This window comes from Exiguobacterium sp. s161, assembly GCF_018619045.1.
In the GTDB taxonomy this organism is placed as follows: domain Bacteria; phylum Bacillota; class Bacilli; order Exiguobacteriales; family Exiguobacteriaceae; genus Exiguobacterium_A; species Exiguobacterium_A indicum.
This window is the reverse complement of record NZ_JACSNH010000001.1, coordinates 1,294,681-1,309,902: the sequence shown is the minus strand read 5'-3', so window position 1 is coordinate 1,309,902 and position 15,222 is coordinate 1,294,681. Positions and strand designations below refer to the sequence as shown.

Annotated in this window: 18 protein-coding genes; 12 read left to right on the top strand and 6 right to left on the bottom strand. The window is 50.3% G+C overall.

Annotation, left to right across the window (positions count from 1 at the left end):
* Positions 1 to 2 precede the first annotated feature (2 nt).
* The 7 genes from KNQ14_RS06625 (at position 3) to KNQ14_RS06595 (ending at position 6,856) form a co-directional block, all read left to right on the top strand.
* A complete protein-coding gene (locus KNQ14_RS06625) occupies positions 3 to 1,706 on the top strand; it encodes a DUF2339 domain-containing protein (protein WP_214860175.1) in 1,704 nt (567 codons plus the stop codon).
* A 133-nt stretch (positions 1,707 to 1,839) separates the two neighbouring features.
* Positions 1,840 to 2,658: an iron uptake system protein EfeO gene (gene efeO / locus KNQ14_RS06620; RefSeq protein ID WP_023468309.1), complete on the top strand. Its 819-nt coding sequence runs from the start codon at positions 1,840 to 1,842 to the stop codon at positions 2,656 to 2,658.
* A gap of 2 nt (positions 2,659 to 2,660) precedes the next feature.
* The gene (gene efeB / locus KNQ14_RS06615) at positions 2,661 to 3,893 is read left to right on the top strand and encodes an iron uptake transporter deferrochelatase/peroxidase subunit (protein ID WP_251138283.1); all 1,233 of its coding nucleotides are present in this window, start codon (positions 2,661 to 2,663) and stop codon (positions 3,891 to 3,893) included.
* Positions 3,877 to 5,550, top strand: coding sequence for an FTR1 family protein (locus tag KNQ14_RS06610; RefSeq protein WP_214860418.1), 1,674 nt, complete (start codon positions 3,877 to 3,879; stop codon positions 5,548 to 5,550). The genes efeB and KNQ14_RS06610 overlap by 17 nt, the downstream gene beginning before the upstream one ends.
* Before the next feature lie 86 nt (positions 5,551 to 5,636).
* The gene (locus KNQ14_RS06605) at positions 5,637 to 6,098 is read left to right on the top strand and encodes a YflT domain-containing protein (protein WP_023468312.1); all 462 of its coding nucleotides are present in this window, start codon (positions 5,637 to 5,639) and stop codon (positions 6,096 to 6,098) included.
* A 93-nt stretch (positions 6,099 to 6,191) separates the two neighbouring features.
* Positions 6,192 to 6,557, top strand: a complete 366-nt coding sequence (locus KNQ14_RS06600) for a YciI family protein (RefSeq protein WP_023468313.1) — start codon at positions 6,192 to 6,194, stop codon at positions 6,555 to 6,557.
* The gene (locus tag KNQ14_RS06595; RefSeq protein WP_041255111.1) at positions 6,557 to 6,856 is read left to right on the top strand and encodes a putative quinol monooxygenase; all 300 of its coding nucleotides are present in this window, start codon (positions 6,557 to 6,559) and stop codon (positions 6,854 to 6,856) included. Before KNQ14_RS06600 ends, KNQ14_RS06595 begins: the two co-directional genes overlap by 1 nt.
* Before the next feature lie 41 nt (positions 6,857 to 6,897).
* Here the strand turns inward: KNQ14_RS06595 and KNQ14_RS06590 are convergent, their stop codons facing one another.
* On the bottom strand, positions 6,898 to 7,215 hold the full coding sequence (locus KNQ14_RS06590; protein WP_023468315.1) for a hypothetical protein: 318 nt from the start codon (positions 7,213 to 7,215) through the stop codon (positions 6,898 to 6,900).
* Positions 7,216 to 7,294: 79 nt separating this feature from the next.
* Complete coding sequence (locus KNQ14_RS06585; RefSeq protein WP_035397365.1) at positions 7,295 to 7,831, bottom strand: flavodoxin family protein; 537 nt, start codon at positions 7,829 to 7,831, stop codon at positions 7,295 to 7,297.
* Positions 7,832 to 7,976: 145 nt separating this feature from the next.
* Here KNQ14_RS06585 and KNQ14_RS06580 point away from each other — a divergent pair, with 145 nt between their 5' ends.
* Complete coding sequence (locus tag KNQ14_RS06580) at positions 7,977 to 8,645, top strand: hypothetical protein (protein ID WP_023468317.1); 669 nt, start codon at positions 7,977 to 7,979, stop codon at positions 8,643 to 8,645.
* Here KNQ14_RS06580 and KNQ14_RS06575 read toward each other — a convergent pair.
* Complete coding sequence (locus KNQ14_RS06575; RefSeq protein ID WP_214860174.1) at positions 8,633 to 9,484, bottom strand: alpha/beta fold hydrolase; 852 nt, start codon at positions 9,482 to 9,484, stop codon at positions 8,633 to 8,635. The genes KNQ14_RS06580 and KNQ14_RS06575 overlap by 13 nt on opposite strands.
* A 113-nt stretch (positions 9,485 to 9,597) precedes the next feature.
* Here KNQ14_RS06575 and KNQ14_RS16915 point away from each other — a divergent pair, with 113 nt between their 5' ends.
* The 3 genes from KNQ14_RS16915 to KNQ14_RS06560 all read left to right on the top strand — a co-directional run bounded on the left by KNQ14_RS16915 (position 9,598) and on the right by KNQ14_RS06560 (position 11,933).
* Positions 9,598 to 10,602: a helix-turn-helix transcriptional regulator gene (locus KNQ14_RS16915; RefSeq protein ID WP_035397361.1), complete on the top strand. Its 1,005-nt coding sequence runs from the start codon at positions 9,598 to 9,600 to the stop codon at positions 10,600 to 10,602.
* 159 nt (positions 10,603 to 10,761) lie between these two features.
* The gene (locus KNQ14_RS06565) at positions 10,762 to 11,088 is read left to right on the top strand and encodes a hypothetical protein (RefSeq protein WP_055968121.1); all 327 of its coding nucleotides are present in this window, start codon (positions 10,762 to 10,764) and stop codon (positions 11,086 to 11,088) included.
* A 326-nt stretch (positions 11,089 to 11,414) separates the two neighbouring features.
* Positions 11,415 to 11,933: a hypothetical protein gene (locus KNQ14_RS06560; RefSeq protein WP_214860173.1), complete on the top strand. Its 519-nt coding sequence runs from the start codon at positions 11,415 to 11,417 to the stop codon at positions 11,931 to 11,933.
* A 69-nt stretch (positions 11,934 to 12,002) separates the two neighbouring features.
* Here KNQ14_RS06560 and KNQ14_RS06555 read toward each other — a convergent pair whose 3' ends face one another.
* Positions 12,003 to 12,725: an SDR family oxidoreductase gene (locus KNQ14_RS06555; RefSeq protein WP_214860172.1), complete on the bottom strand. Its 723-nt coding sequence runs from the start codon at positions 12,723 to 12,725 to the stop codon at positions 12,003 to 12,005.
* A 111-nt stretch (positions 12,726 to 12,836) separates the two neighbouring features.
* Between KNQ14_RS06555 and KNQ14_RS06550 the strand changes: the two genes are divergently transcribed.
* Positions 12,837 to 13,190, top strand: coding sequence for a winged helix-turn-helix transcriptional regulator (locus KNQ14_RS06550; RefSeq protein ID WP_214745750.1), 354 nt, complete (start codon positions 12,837 to 12,839; stop codon positions 13,188 to 13,190).
* A gap of 14 nt (positions 13,191 to 13,204) precedes the next feature.
* On the opposite strand, the gene KNQ14_RS06545 is transcribed toward KNQ14_RS06550, so the two are convergent.
* Both KNQ14_RS06545 and KNQ14_RS06540 read right to left on the bottom strand, forming a co-directional pair.
* On the bottom strand, positions 13,205 to 14,179 hold the full coding sequence (locus tag KNQ14_RS06545; RefSeq protein ID WP_214860171.1) for a hypothetical protein: 975 nt from the start codon (positions 14,177 to 14,179) through the stop codon (positions 13,205 to 13,207).
* On the bottom strand, positions 14,176 to 15,222 hold the full coding sequence (locus KNQ14_RS06540; protein WP_214860170.1) for a DUF58 domain-containing protein: 1,047 nt from the start codon (positions 15,220 to 15,222) through the stop codon (positions 14,176 to 14,178). Before KNQ14_RS06540 ends, KNQ14_RS06545 begins: the two co-directional genes overlap by 4 nt.

The following is a 15,222-nucleotide window of genomic DNA, read 5'->3' as shown; positions in this document are numbered from 1 at the left end:
AGATGGAAGATCCACGGATCACGCGTCTCGAGCAGGAGGTCGCGGCGTTACGACAACGAGTAGCTGCCCTTGAAGGACAGCACACTTCGCCTGTCGCACCTGAACCGAGCGAACCAGAAGTAAGTACGGTCGCTCGCCCAGCTCCGCGCCCTGCTTATACGAAACGAAAACCGGTTGTTCCTCAACCAACATTTAAGGAAAAACGCTCCCGCGAAGAATGGGAACAGGTCATCGCGACCGTCTGGTTACCCCGGATTGGAGCGATATTCGCTGCACTCGGGGCTTTATTCCTTTTCTCCTACGCCTCGGTTGCCGGTCTGATCAGTCCACCAGTCCGCATCGGAAGTGGGGTCTTGATTGGTTTACTCGTCATCGCTCTCGGAGAATACCAGTATGAGAAGAAACGACGTGAGCTCGGGGTCGGACTTGTCGCGACCGGTACGATCGTCGCGTTGGCGGCACTGTTCGCCGGGATGGCCTTATATCAATTCTATCCACCGTCTTTAGCTTTCTTACTTGAGCTCGTCGTCGTCTTCATCGCGTACGGTTTGATGCTCTGGATGCGGTCGCAAGCCTTGCTCGTCCTCGTATCCATCACCGGTTTCTTATTACCGTATCTACAATTATCGGACGAGCCGAACTTACCGCTCTTCTTATTGTACGAAGTCGTCTTGTTCGCAGCGATCTTCTTTGCCGTTGACCGACTGAAGGCCAAAAAAGCGTTCGTCTTCGCTTGGGTGATCTTGACGATCGCACTCGCGTTCGGTCTACTCTCGTTAGAGCTCTACTGGCTTGATGAACAGGTACCACGACTTGATGAGTGGTCGGTCTTACTTGCAGCACTCTTTGGTTACGGTGCGACGTCGTTCGTCGGTCGACGCATCCAGTTTCAGCCAAACGTCCCAAGCTGGCTTGCCGGAATTGTCGTCTTACTGACGTTACTGATCCTTGATTGGTCGTTCGGAATGCTAGTAGCGATTCTGTTCGCCGGAATTGCCTACGTGCTTGCGGAACGATTAAAGGATCCCGCTCAAAACGGCGTCGGTCACGTTGCCTTACTCGTCGCCGTCCTCTTGATTCCGGCAGATGCCCTCAGCTGGACTTATCAACTACGCTACTTCTTGATTGCCGGATTGATCGCCGCATTTTGGTTCGTTCCGCGGGCGCGCATGCCACATCAACGGTTGTTTAACGTCGGCTTGTATGTCGTCTTTATCTTTTCAGCCGTCGTTGATTATGAATCCTATCAAAACATAGGTTTGTCCTACGCTTTGACTGTTCTCGCGATGGTCGTCGCTTCAATGGCATTCGTCTTGCTCCTCGTTCAGACACATCGTGATCCGCTCTGGAAAGGGTCATGGCAACTTGTCCTCGTTTTAGCCGCAATCGGGGTTTTTACGACCTACACGTTGATCATCATGGAGCTACCATTCTACCGCGGTCTTGAAGAGACGGCGCGTAGTACGACGTTGTCCGCTGCCTATATTGTCCTCGCACTCGTCCTTGTCGCGATCGGTCGGATGCGGACGTCGTCGACGTGGCGATTGTCCGGATTGTTGCTACTGACCATCAGTGCCGTCAAGCTCTTACTGTTCGATTTGTCGTTCCTGAGCTTATTCCAAAAAGCGTTCGTCTTCATTGGCTTCGGGATCGTCACGTTCATCATTTCACGGACGTACTTCAAAAAACGCAAAGAACAAGCCTGATAGAGCGCTTGAATCGGTTGAAATAAACCGGTTCAAGCTTTTTTTATTGCCAAAAATTTTTATTGATAACGATTATCATTGTCGTCTATACTATTTAAGGAACTGACTTAATTAGTAACAGGGGGAACCATACATGAAACAAGCATTATTGATGACAGGGGCGCTCGCCGTCGTTTTAGCAGGTTGCAGTGAAGCGAAACAGGCGGAGACACCAGCACCGAAAAAAGAGAATTTTGATCAGGTCGTTGAGGATTACCGGACGTATGCGATTAACGAAATCGATACGTTCGTCCGCGAGACGGAAAAATTCACCGATGCCGTACAGGCTGGCAAGCTTGAAGAAGCGAAAGCATTGTACGCACCGACACGGATGTATTACGAACGCGCAGAACCAATCGCAGAAGTGTTCGGTGACCTTGATCCGAAGATCGATGCGCGAGCAGGCGACGTGAAAGCGTCGGAGTGGGGTGGTTACCACCGGATCGAACAAGGGTTATTTGAAAAGGGAACGACAAAAGGTTATGAAGCGTACGCGAAACAATTGATGAAGGACGTCCACTTACTGCGGGCGAAGGTCGAGACGGTCGAGGTGACACCAGAATTACTCGTCACGGGGGCGACTGATTTATTGAACGAGGTCTCGACGTCAAAAGTGACAGGGGAAGAAGACCGTTATTCGCATACTGATTTATATGACTTCGCGGCAAACGTCGAAGGGGCTGAAAAAATTTACGAACTATTGAACCCGGCGCTGAAAAAACAAGATGCGGCGTTATCAAAAGAGATTGCGGCTCGCTTCAAGGATGTCCATGCGTTACTCGACGCGAAGAAAAAGGGCGATGGCTATGTCCTTTATACGAGTCTCTCGAAACAAGATGTCAAACAGATGAGTGTCGCCATCAATGAACTCGCGGAACCGCTCTCGAAGATGGGCATCGTACTGGAGGGATAAGCATGAAACCAATCCAAGAAGGTGTCACGCGGCGTGACGTTCTTAAGGTCGCGGGCTTGACGAGTCTCGGTGCTGCCCTGTATGCCAGTGGTCTTGAAAAGTTTCTTCCGCGGACATTGACTGTTGAAGCCAGTGATCAAGAGCCGTTCTACGGTACGTATCAAGCGGGAATTCTGACTCCACCACAAAATCACGTCCAAGTCGTAGCGTTTGATATCAAGACGGACCGACGCGACGAACTCGTTGATTTACTAAAGCGTTGGACGCGATTATGTGCCAGACTTGCTGCCGGGTTACCATATGGCGACTCTGAGTCCCGTTACGTTCCACCGGAAGATACGGGGGAAGCGGATGGATTATCTGCCGGACACTTGACGTTTACGTTCGGGTGCGGTCCAAGTCTGTTTGACGGTCGCTTCGGCATCCGTCATAAACGACCGGATGCCCTTAAACCGTTGCCGACGTTCGATCTCGATCGTCTGGACGAAAAATGGAGCGGTGGCGACCTCGTCGTCCAAGTGTGTGGTGATGATGCCCAAGTCGTCTTCCATGCGATCCGCAACCTCGTCCGTGTCGGGCGTGGGACGGTCGCGATACGTTGGTCGCAAGCCGGTTTCCAGCGCAGTAAAGCAGCAGATGCCTCTGGTGGGACGCCGCGTAATCTATTCGGCTTCAAGGACGGCACAGGAAACCCTGACGTCTCGAAGAAGCAGGTCCGGAAAGAATCGCTCTTTTGTCAGTGGCAAGACGGGACACCGTGGTTGACGAACGGCTCGTTCCTTGTCGTCCGTCGCATCCAGATGCATCTCGAAGTCTGGGACCGGACGATCCTAAAAGAGCAAGAACGGACCTTCGGGCGCGAACGCGCTTCTGGGGCTCCGCTTGGCTCTACAGACGAGTTCGCTTCCGTCACACCAGCGAAACGACAAGCTCGTGGCGAAGCCGCCTTACCGGTTGACTCGCATACCGCTGTCGCGCACGGGGACGGAAAGACAGCGATCTTACGCCGTTCCTATTCGTATCAAGACGGCATCGATGAAAAAACAGGTGCCCTTGATGCGGGTCTACTCTTCTTATCGTATCAGCGTTCACCAAAACAATTCATCGAGATTCAGCGCCGTCTTGCCGCACAGGACCGATTGAATGAATACATCACGCACCGTGGAAGTGCCATCTTCGCCTGCTTCGGTGGAATCTCGAAAGGGGGCTACATCGGTGATGCGTTATTTGCGTAATCTCGTCCTTGTATTTGTACTCCTTATAGCCGGTCAACACGCGGTGCCTGTCTATGCTGCTTCGACGGATGATCTTTATGTCGCGATCGGACAAGCCCTGTCTGCCGTCGCAAGTGAAGATCGCGCGGCACTGAATCAAGCAATCGATGAACTAGGACAAGCTGCTCAAGACTTACCTGATCAACAAGCGGCAATCATGAAAGCCGTCAAACAGGTCGATGCTAAACGAGAGGCAGCGTTTCCGGAAGTCCGAGAGCAACTGACAGCACTTTCTGCTGCCGTCCGGAATCAAGAAGAAGCAACGAAACCGAAGACGGATCCGGTCGCGAAAGCAAAGGTGAAGCAATTGCTTTCGTTGACGAAAGAAATGCGGCAGGTCAAAGCGAGCGACCGTCCGGCAGCGGAGCAACGATTGTTGACCGCATGGGCGACGCACGAAAGTCTTGTTCGTAATGACAGTGTCGGTCACTATGGCAATATCGAGATGGCGCTCGCGTCGATCCGGATCGCGGCGGCGCGTGATTCCGCGGATACGAAGGAATGGAAAGCCGCGCTTGATCAGTTCGATATGGCTGTCCAGTCTTTCCTCGACGGAAAGCAGGTCCAGGCAAAGAAAACGGGACTGCAGTCGCTGTTGACGCCACTCGAGGAGGCGCAAACCGCACTAGCTGCAAATGATTTACCGAAAGCGAAACAAGCACTCGAATCGTTTCTGAAGACTTGGCCACGTGCGGAAGGCGAGGTCCGGACACGTAATGAAGGTCTCTATTCCCAGCTTGAATCAGATGTACCACTGTTACTTGCCCGCCTGACGCCGGAAACGCGGGAAAAGACGGCACAAGAACTCCAGTCGTTTGAGAATGCTATCGCACAATTACAAACGAAGACGCATTATACGTTTGTTGATGCAATGCTCGTCATGCTGCGGGAAGGTCTCGAAGCGTTACTGATCGTCAGTGCGCTCGTTGCTTTCGCACGGAAAAGTCGTTCAAAACAAGAAGGGAAGGTTTGGGCAGGCGCTGGGCTTGGTCTGATCGCAAGCGGTCTGTTAGCGCTCATCCTCCAGACGGTCTTTCAGGCCTCGTTCGCGGCGACGGGTCGGGAACAAATCGAAGGCTATACAGGAATCGTCGCGGTCGTTGTCATGTTGTTCGTCGGCTATTGGTTGCACTCGAAAAGCGCCGTTGCGAAACGAAAACACTTTTTATCAACGCTTTCGACGACGTCCTTGTTCTTCGTCAGCTTCTTGACGATCTTCCGAGAAGGCGCCGAGACGTTGTTATTTTATATCGGAATGGCACCAGCGATGACGAAAACTGCCTTATTATCCGGAATCGGTCTCGCGATCATCATCATCGGTCTCGTCTCGTATGCGGTCATCCAGATTGGTGTCCGTTTACCGATCCATCGTCTGTTCCAAGTCGCGTCGTGGTTAATCTATCTAATGGCGTTCAAGATTCTTGGTACGAGTCTGCACGCGTTGCAGCTGACGAACGTCTTACCGATTCATCCGATCAATGGACTCGGAACTGCCGGGTGGATTGGTTTCTACCCAACGCTCGAGACGCTTATCCCACAAGTCGTCCTGATGATTCTGATTGCCTTGTTTACGATCTGGCAAAAGCGGCGTGCGTCTTCAATCCAGACTGCTGCTTGATTCATTTTTCAATTTCAGGTTTCAACTATTATGTTCCGGGTATAACTTCTTATCAGCAGCTTGCTGCATGAAAGAGAGGGATTTTTATGCTTGAAACACGCATCGTACGAAACATGACCGCTGTCGACGCAGAAGTGACGAGCCTCAAATCAAGTGGCTATTCGAATAAACAGATTTACATCTTTGCCAAAGACGAAGAACTCGCGGAACGGATCGCGAATGACACACAGACGTTACCATACCGCGTGACGAAGAAGTCGTTCTTTGAGACGTTATTATCAGCCGTCCGGAGTAACCGAAATGACCGGATTGCTCAGTTGTCCGAGCTTGGCATGACGAAGGATGTCGCTGAGGATCTAGAAGATGAAGTCCGACACGGGCGGATCGTCATCGTCGGTTCGAAGTCCGATTTACTGAATCCAGCGTTCGCGGCGTCTTACGTGACGGATGAAGCAACCGATTATGGTGCTGGAGTTCCGAAACTTGAAGACGAGGAAACGACGACGACGTTACCAGCCGATCAAAACGTCAAGTTAAAAGATGAATGATACAAAAGCCTCCTGTTTCTCAGCGCAGAGACAGGAGGCTTTTGTTTAGCCTTCTCATGGAAGGGAATGGGAAAATTGAGAGGAGGAAAGACAATGCAATTCTTATATGTTGGTTATTATGATGCAGACCGAATGGATGTTTTATCGAAGGAAGAGATCGATGCTTTGATGTCGCGTTGTGATGCGTTGATGAACACCTTCAATGAACAAGTCGATGTCCTATCAGACTGGCACCCGGGTCTTACGACACAAGCATTTTACTGGCAAGATGGGGTCGTACAGAAGAAAGTAGAGCCGGATCGAGCGCATGGAGAGCAGATTGGCAGTTTGATTGTCTTTGAAGCACGTGATTTGGATCATGCGATGGAACTGGCTTCCCTTCATCCGACGACTCAAGTCGCAGAAGGGGAATCTTACGGTTGGCGCGCAGAAGTCCGTCCATTATCAGGTACCTCTTGATGTATGGATTATGGACGACATTTACGACTCAAACCGGACAACGCGACCACGTCATCGCCCTGTTACTTGAAGCTGCGGCTTCTTTAGAGACTCATCCGAGTTGTCTGCACTACATCATCAGTATTTCTGACGAACCGGATGTGCTACATGTCCGTGAAATCTGGACGGATGCCGCTGCACACCTCGCGTCTTTAGAGTTACCGGTGACGCGGCGTTTGATTACGCAAGCGCGTCCATTGCTCGAGCATGTTGAACGCGTGCTCGAAGACCACCCGCTCGGTGGCAAAGGACTCATGTAAACCAAAAACCCCTCCTCTAGTTGAGAAGGGGTTACATGCTGTTAGGTTGTCGTCCACTGGATATCGATGACGTCCGACGATCGCACCATCCGGCGCATACCTGTCGATGTGACGAGTTCAATCGTTCCGCGGTCATGAAAAATCGCTTGGATCGAACCGGATACCGTATCGAGTTGTTTTAATCGGACGTGGACCGTCTGTCCGGTCCGGACTGCACGTTCCATGATGTGTTGTAAGGAGAGGCGATCACGAACGATCGTCTCTTCGCGTGATTGATACAGATGTTCAAGATGAAGGATATGCTGGCGTGAAGTCAGTTGTTTCCACTTGCGATTCGATCGTTTTTTAGATGCGAACATGGCTGACCACCTCCTGAATTAAGTCGTACGCTAGATAGTCGTGCGCTCTGCTTCAGTTATTTCCCTTCACGAACAGTGCTTAAACACGTGCTCCTGACATTTTTTCACGAAATGCCTCGATTGCGGCAATCGCCTCTTGATCGTGCTCGACCTCACCTGGTGCATTCCCTTCGGCAAGAATCGCTGTCTCAAGCGTTGCGCCAAGGAACGATGCGATATGCTCGAACTGCGTGACGAGTGCTTGTCCTTTGACGCGTGGATTATCTCCTCCGACCGCAATCAAGTGGAATCGTTTCCCTGCCATCCGACGTTTGAATTCAAGTTCTTCATCGCGCAGTGACTCGCTGAATCGGTCAATGAATAATTTCATCTTCGTCGACATCGAGTACCAGTAAATCGGAGTGATGAACAGGATGTCATCGTGTTCAAGCATCTCTTCGACGATCCGGCGATAGTCATCGCCAATCGGCAAAAAGCCTCCGTGATGACGGCGGTCTTCAATCGGCTGAATCGAGACGTTCGCCAAATCGACAGCAACATGAGGGATTCCTTTCAATGCTTGTTCCCCGAGCCATTCACTGTTTCCTTTACGTGAGCTACCAAAAATCGTATACATATCGTGCATCTCCTTTTGAATTCGATTGTTCTATTCTATTCCAAACTGCACTGTCAATACACCGATATGCTCACAATTGGTTTTGAATAAGGGTTTTGCGGAAAAAGACAAGAAGACGAAAAACAAATAGGGGAGGAACAGTCGAATGGAGAGAAGTACGCTCATTGCGCTAGAAAAACACTTATATGCCATCCACCTCGAGATGGATGGACTGGCGCGCCTCATTACGAAACAATTAATTCATTTGAGCCAAGTGGCTGCATCCGTCGAACATTTTCGACGGATGAGCTTTGATATCTATAAAAATCGGACGTCACTCGAGCAGATTCCGTCACAAGTCTTGTATGAGACGGCACTCGACTACGAAGACTGGCTCGAGGAAGAGTTTGATGAGATTCCTGCTAGCTGGCAGCTGGCAACGAAAGAAGAAGAGGCACTCGAGCAGCTTTGGTGGTTCGAATTCTCACGAATTCAAGCGGAGCTTGAAGAATGGCTCAGTCTCTATCTGATTCGCCGGATTCGAGAAGACGTTCGTTACATGCCACCGGTGATCGAGAAAAATGCCTATGCTTTATCAGAGGATGCCCGCCATGTCTTTTGGCGTCTCTTACAACGCTCCGTCGCGAAGCCTTCATCAAAGATTAAGGCGAACCAACTGTCATGTCGGATGGGCATCGCTGAGATTGCCCGCTGTGCCCGACTTAATCAAGACCGGACGCGTCGTGCGATTGGTGAACTGACGCGTCGTGGTCTGATTGCGATCGAGGAAGATGATGAGAAGCTAAAAATGCGGCTCCGCCTTCAAGTCATCTGATTGAAGGCGATGAATCGTTCGATCATCCGTTCATCTCGACGTGCGGATGGACCAATCCAAATCAGGTGACCAGGACTTTTCGATTCAATGAACTGCGCGTGAGGAATGCTCCGTCGTGCGTGTTCGGCATGCTCGAACGGAACAGCACGGTCTGACTTCGAATGGACGATCAAGACGGGACACGTGACGGCTTCAAGCCGTTCTCGTTCGATGTCTTGTGTGATATCAAACAAGACACCTCGCCCAGGACCATTTTGAAGACCAACTTCATATAATAACGACGCATCCGTCTCACTAATGTGGGTACGGATCGTTTCGCGTGGTAAAAGACTTGTCATCTCGACCATCCGAACTGCTGCTTCTTCAGGAAACTTGCGTATCTTATCCTTCACATACGTCCAAAGCCCCCACTGGATGAACTGTAAAGGACGTTGTAAGACCGGTTGGATCAGAAGACGATGGTACGGCAGGGAAATCCGGTGCGTCATCGCACACGCTAAGACAAGGGCATGGACGCCTGGATCCATTCCAGCAAGCGCGATTGCCGTCGGTCCGCCGGCAGAGATGCCATAAACGGTGTACTGTTTAATATGACGGGAAGCAAGCCACTTAGAATAGAATGTTGCGAGCGCCTCTGGACTATCAGCGAGCTGAAGTGGGGTTTGTCCGTACCCGGGGCGTGACGGTACGATGACGCGATATCCTGCCGCGATTAACTTCTCGACATGGTAGACTTCTCGGTAATCCGATTGTGTACCATGAATTAATAAAATGACGGGACCACTCCCGCTATCCCGGTATTCAAAACGCTGACCGTTCCATTCTGCGATATAATGCATCCCAATTCTCCTATCTCTTAATTTTTACCATTTTATTGTTAATCTCGTGTTTATTTTCATGTATACTGTAAAGTATAACCAAACCATTGTGACTTAGGAAATGAGGATGCGTAGTGTCTAACGAAAAATTAACGAACCGTGACCGCTTACTTGCTGTACGAGAAATCTTCGAACGTCAGTCGGATGAAGACCATACGTTGACGCTTGAGCAATTGAGCACGGAACTCTCGAAACGAGGACTGATCGAGAAGCTATCCCGAAAATCGTTGAAGGATGATATTGCGGCACTTGCCAAATCAGGTTTTGACGTCGTGGCGGAAGAGACGAAGAATGGACTTGCCATTCCGTATCATCTCGTCAGTCGTCCCTTTGAGCATCATCAACTCCGATTGCTGGTCGATGCCATCGCCAGTGCGAAGTTTATCTCGGAAAGTGAGACGACGTCGCTCGTTCAGACGATTCAGTCGTTGACGAGTGATAAGATGGCGGAGTCTCTCCAGCCGGTACTACATACTGTCAAAAAACCAAAAGGAATGACGTCGCGCTCGATCGATACGATCCAGAAAGCTATCAGTGATGAGTTCGTCATCAGTTTCCAGTACCAAGGAAAGTTTAACGAACGGACGCGAAAGTTCGAGTTACGGAAAGATGGCGAGCATTACCTCGTTTCTCCGGCTCACCTGTTGATGGATAACGGAAATTACTATTTGATTGGACGTGATGAGCGGATCAAAGAGATTCGGACGTACCGGGTCGACCGAATCGTCAATTGTAAAGCGTTTGAACCGATGGAAGAACCGGTCCATGTCGAGCCGAGTTACTTAAGTAACATGTTCAACATGTATGGGGGAGAGAACGAGCAATTGACGCTTAAATTTCAGGAAAGTCTAATGCCGACCGTCGTCGACCGGTTCGGAACGGATATCCGCTGCCGTCGTCTCGATGACCTCTGGTTCGAAGTCAAGGTCGATGCGCTCTTTTCCGACGGGTTCATGATGTGGCTGATTCAATTCGGCAATCAGGCGGAAATCATTGCGCCTGTCGAACGCCGGGAGACATTCAAGAACAAGGTGGCAGGTCTTGCGACGATGTATCAAGTCGAAACACCTGCTCTTTAAGAGTTGAAGCAAGGTTCACTTGACCGTGGTTCTTGCTTTTTTTAATTGTCGAGAAAAAAACTTTTTGTCGTTTTTTGTCGGATATTCATATTTGAATATTTTAAGCGAATAGTTCCAGTTACTATTAAGGATATCTGATACTTATGTAGGAGGAACGACATGCAACAGATGGAAAAAAGCCAATCAAACGGGATGCGGAAACTAGCTACTTTCCTCTTCTTCGTTTGTCTATCCTATACATCGTGGTACTTATTCTCACTTTTTGTCTTTCATCTCGTGTTTCCAGAAGATGTCGTGACATCCTTAGATATCGTCGTATTCGGATTCAGTCCGCTCGTCGCTCTTGTTGTCACCATCGGCTCGTTACGCTTGATCGAACGACGTATGAAACCTAAATTCACACCGCTTTTATTGATCGGATACATCCTTTCGACAAGTGTGCTGATTTATTACTCACTTGCTAACGAACTTCTGCCCCGACTGTGACTTGCAACTCCCTAACAATTGGCATATGCTACGCTTATAGCTTGCTAGGTAAGGGGGGATACGATGAACGCACAGTATATCCTCGACTGGATGCCGCTCGTGATTCCTGTCGGTGCCATCGTCTTTATTGTCGTCATTGCGCGTAAGGCTTCAAAAATCGATGCTGAAAAGTAAGGAGACTCCGATCAGGGAGTCTTTTTTTATTGGCTTCTGTTGGTACTTTATTCACGCGATTTCCCTATTGTGCAAAAACATAACGTCATCCATTTCTATGGTATAAAGGAACTAGGCGAAAGACCTAATATTAGGAAATCATGGAGGGACAGATGAGACAAAGAACCGTCATGACTTTACTTGCACTCAGTCTACTGCTTACCGTATGTATGATGAAAAAACCAACGTTGACGCCAAAAGCCAGTACCATCGATCTCACCATCGCCGTCGTCGGAACGGCTCCAGTTCTTACGCAATCACCGGACTTTCACTCGATTGATCTGCAGGAGATCAAAGGAGATTTACGACGTTACGATGCCGTCATGATCATGCCGGAGTACTTACATCAGGCATCGGGACGTGACTATGCCACCGTCTACCGGAAAGCACAGATTCCGTTTTTCTTCATCGGCTCTCAAAAATCCGTCGAACCGTTTCTTGATCCGAGTCTCTCCTATGAGGAAAGCATCTCGGTGCCGAATCCGACGTTTGCGGCTGGTATGCTCTATGACGATACACAAGAGACGACCTGGTTGTTCGGTGAGGGGATCGAACGACCGAATCGTTCAGAGCAACTCCAAATCTATCAATCAATCTTTCAAACGATTGAACAGAGTCACCTAATAAAGTAACGCTTACATGAAAACAGACCGAAGCGCTCGGAAGTACATCCATTTCCGAGCGCTTCGGTCTATTATTCGTCAATCGACTTGTTTCGTCGGGGCTAAGACGATTTCTCGAATATTGACGTGTTGTGGTTGCTCGAAGGCGAATAAGACGGTGTCCGCGACGATTTGCGGATCGAGACCACCGTCAATCGACTGTTTCCATTCGTTGTAGCCGTCCTTGATCGCGTCACTTGTCGTATGACCGAGCAGTTCTGTCTCGACGACTCCTGGTGCGATCGTCATGACGCGGACACCGTGAGAGGCGACTTCACCCCGGACGTTCTCACTCATCGCGTGGACGGCGAATTTCGTGCCGACGTACGCGGCGTGGTCGGCGAACGTCTTTTTACCGGCAATCGAGCTAATGTTGATGATCGTGCCGGTCTTCCGTTTCACCATCGAGGGAAGGACGGCTTGCATGCCGTGTAAGACACCGAGCGCGTTGACGTCAAACATCTCTTCCCATTCTTCCGCTCCTTGCGTCTCGATTTGACCGAGTAACATCCGTCCTGCATTGTTGATGATCGCTTCGACCGGTCCGAACGCTTCCGTCGCGTCTGCTAAAGCAGCATCGAGGGCAACTCGGTCGGTGGCTGCGACTTGGCGAATCAAGACATCGTCTGAAGCAAGGCTCGCCAGACGATCAATTCGTCGTCCGAGCAATAAGACACGGTATCCTTTCTGAATGAATGTTTGAGCAGTCGCATGCCCGATTCCTGACGTGGCACCTGTGATGGCAATGAATCCTGTTTTCATGATATCGTCTCCTTATTTGATATGATAGATTGAAGATAACAGAGGGAAACTGTTCCGAGAAGTACGCACTTTTAGGTCAGTCGGTTACCTTTTGGTAAGGGAGGGAACGGTATGCCATATCTAAATGAGTTCGATGCGACGATGCGTCAGATTCAAGGCAAGTGGAAAGTGATGATCTTGTACGAGCTGCACGAAGAAGGGAAAGTACGTTTTAATACACTGGAGCGTTATATCCAGGACGTCTCACCAAAGACGCTGACGCAACAGTTGAAACAACTCGAACAAGACGGCTTGATTACACGGACCGTTTACCCGGAGATTCCACCCCGCGTCGAATATGCCTTGAGCGAAAAAGGAATCTCTTTGATTCCCTTACTTGATGCGATTTGCGACTGGGGTCTTGCGACGACACCACGCAACCAATTGATGCGCACGTTATGCGACGAGGAAGCCCCCGCTCCATGAGCAGGGGCTTTTTGTTAACGTTCGATTTGTTCCCGTACTTGACGGCGGAACGTCTGGATGTCGTAAGCTGGTTCACTTGGACTGAACTCGATTCCATCAATCAGACGCGCGTTTGGTGATGCATCCGGGAACTCGATCCGTGTCAGCCATTCAAGCGTCGTCTCTTCATGGCGTCTTGGGAAGGCTTGCTCGAGTTGAGAGGCAATCTTCAGAAGCGGATGATGACTATGCCGCTTTGGCGCATGCGCCCGTACCTGCTTGGAGTGCTTGACGGTTTGTTCTCTTTCGATTGCTATGACTTTTCGCTTCCGGATGACATAAAGCGTAATCGCAACTAAGATCACGGTCAGAAGCGTCGTTGCGATCCAAATCCAATCCGGTGTTCCTGCCTGGACGACAGCTTGATCCACGTCTTGAACACCTTTGATATTCTTTAGCCCCATTGCCCGGTTCGTCATCGTGTCCGCTTCTCGACCAAGTGGTTCCGTCCAAAGGAATAATGAACCGAATGCTTCAAATAGCGGACGAATCGCACTCGTGACGGATCCGACGAGCGCTTCTTTCGTGAGCCGGAAGACGACAGCGATGATCAGCCCCGCGCTGAGGACTAACGCGATCGTCGGTAAGATACGCCGCCATTCTGTCATGTACGTGACGACGAATGGATACGCAATGACGAAGACCAAAATTAAAAATGCGCCAATCGGTGGTGTCACTCCTGGGAACAATACCATCACGACGCCGATGACCATCGCACTCGTAGCGTATCGCCACGGCGAATCGACCGTATCAAGAAACGCGGTCCAGGCGACGAAGACGAGCGCTAAGACGCTAGCTACGGGAGAGAGGAAATATAAGGACCCCGCTACGAGTAGCTGTAATCCGATGCGAAGCGAACGATGCGGCACGAAGGCAAGTGCCGGAAGAGCGAGCGCGAGATAGAACGGAACCGGTAACAGACTTGCAAGGAATATCCACCAGAGAATCATGCGCTCACTCCTTTCTGCCGGTAACCGAGGTGAATCTCCGCCGTCGTCGACGGCACACTACGTTGCAATCGCTTCGTGAAGTACCGGCGCTCGAGCGGTAGATCGTACTCGGAAATCCGGGCAAGGCATTCCATCGTCCGTAGGAATTGATGTTTTCCCATACCAGACGGAACATGGTACCACTGACCGGATCGATTGACCATCGAAATCCAGAGGCTGTAGGAAGCCCCTTGTTTCTCGAGTTCACGGATGATCGTCGCGGCACGCGATAATAGTTTCTCGAAGTCCGAGCGGAGGGCGAGTCCGTCTGCGGACAAGCCATCGACGATGACGGCATAATCATGGTTACGTTTCCGGTCATATTGATACGAGTACAGCTCATTCGTCTTCGCATAAGCGGACCAGTAGATCGACTTCGCATCTCCGGAGTAGGGGACGACGGAGTGGAAACTCGAGCGATCGGTGAACGGACTCGAGCGATCAATCGTCTCACCGGGAATCATCCGCTCATTCCACTCGACTGACGCTGGTGCAAAGTCAGGGAAGACGTGACCCAGCTCTTGGATATCAAGCGTCACATAGATTGTGATCAAATGAAACGGATCCGAGATCATGACGTCAAACGACTGAATCCGAATCGTTCCTCGGTGAGCGGCAATGACATCGATTGAAAACGGCACAATTGTCTGTTTGCTGACATATAAGTGTTGACGCCAAAATTGACTACTCGCATCAGGAAGCTTGATCTGATCCCCGAGCAACCCAGAGATCGTGATGCGACCGAGTGGTAACTTCGTTGGGTTCGACAATTCGAACGGTATCTGGATCGTTTCCTCTCGAAAAGCGCGAACGGTCTCAAGGAGGCGGACGCGAATCCGCTTCGCAACGTATTCGAGATAATACGGCATCACCCAGCCATATAATGTATAGGCGAGTAATAAAGCCGCAATCCAGACAGGACCATAGAGGCCGACGATGACGCCGCTTGCACCTGTCATCGTAAGAATGATGAGGTTAAAGCCTTTTGGTATGATCAATTGCAT

What these genes read in the sequence shown, in the direction of transcription:
- KNQ14_RS06625 (WP_214860175.1), top strand. Translation starts at nt 3, where the DNA reads ATGGAAGATCCACGGATCACGCGTCTCGAGCAGGAGGTCGCGGCGTTA.
- efeO (WP_023468309.1), top strand. Translation starts at nt 1,840, where the DNA reads ATGAAACAAGCATTATTGATGACAGGGGCGCTCGCCGTCGTTTTAGCA.
- efeB (WP_251138283.1), top strand. Translation starts at nt 2,661, where the DNA reads ATGAAACCAATCCAAGAAGGTGTCACGCGGCGTGACGTTCTTAAGGTC.
- KNQ14_RS06610 (WP_214860418.1), top strand. Translation starts at nt 3,877, where the DNA reads ATGCGTTATTTGCGTAATCTCGTCCTTGTATTTGTACTCCTTATAGCC.
- KNQ14_RS06605 (WP_023468312.1), top strand. Translation starts at nt 5,637, where the DNA reads ATGCTTGAAACACGCATCGTACGAAACATGACCGCTGTCGACGCAGAA.
- KNQ14_RS06600 (WP_023468313.1), top strand. Translation starts at nt 6,192, where the DNA reads ATGCAATTCTTATATGTTGGTTATTATGATGCAGACCGAATGGATGTT.
- KNQ14_RS06595 (WP_041255111.1), top strand. Translation starts at nt 6,557, where the DNA reads ATGTATGGATTATGGACGACATTTACGACTCAAACCGGACAACGCGAC.
- KNQ14_RS06590 (WP_023468315.1), bottom strand. Translation starts at nt 7,215, where the DNA reads ATGTTCGCATCTAAAAAACGATCGAATCGCAAGTGGAAACAACTGACT.
- KNQ14_RS06585 (WP_035397365.1), bottom strand. Translation starts at nt 7,831, where the DNA reads ATGTATACGATTTTTGGTAGCTCACGTAAAGGAAACAGTGAATGGCTC.
- KNQ14_RS06580 (WP_023468317.1), top strand. Translation starts at nt 7,977, where the DNA reads ATGGAGAGAAGTACGCTCATTGCGCTAGAAAAACACTTATATGCCATC.
- KNQ14_RS06575 (WP_214860174.1), bottom strand. Translation starts at nt 9,484, where the DNA reads ATGCATTATATCGCAGAATGGAACGGTCAGCGTTTTGAATACCGGGAT.
- KNQ14_RS06565 (WP_055968121.1), top strand. Translation starts at nt 10,762, where the DNA reads ATGCAACAGATGGAAAAAAGCCAATCAAACGGGATGCGGAAACTAGCT.
- KNQ14_RS06560 (WP_214860173.1), top strand. Translation starts at nt 11,415, where the DNA reads ATGAGACAAAGAACCGTCATGACTTTACTTGCACTCAGTCTACTGCTT.
- KNQ14_RS06555 (WP_214860172.1), bottom strand. Translation starts at nt 12,725, where the DNA reads ATGAAAACAGGATTCATTGCCATCACAGGTGCCACGTCAGGAATCGGG.
- KNQ14_RS06550 (WP_214745750.1), top strand. Translation starts at nt 12,837, where the DNA reads ATGCCATATCTAAATGAGTTCGATGCGACGATGCGTCAGATTCAAGGC.
- KNQ14_RS06545 (WP_214860171.1), bottom strand. Translation starts at nt 14,179, where the DNA reads ATGATTCTCTGGTGGATATTCCTTGCAAGTCTGTTACCGGTTCCGTTC.
- KNQ14_RS06540 (WP_214860170.1), bottom strand. Translation starts at nt 15,222, where the DNA reads ATGCAATTGATCATACCAAAAGGCTTTAACCTCATCATTCTTACGATG.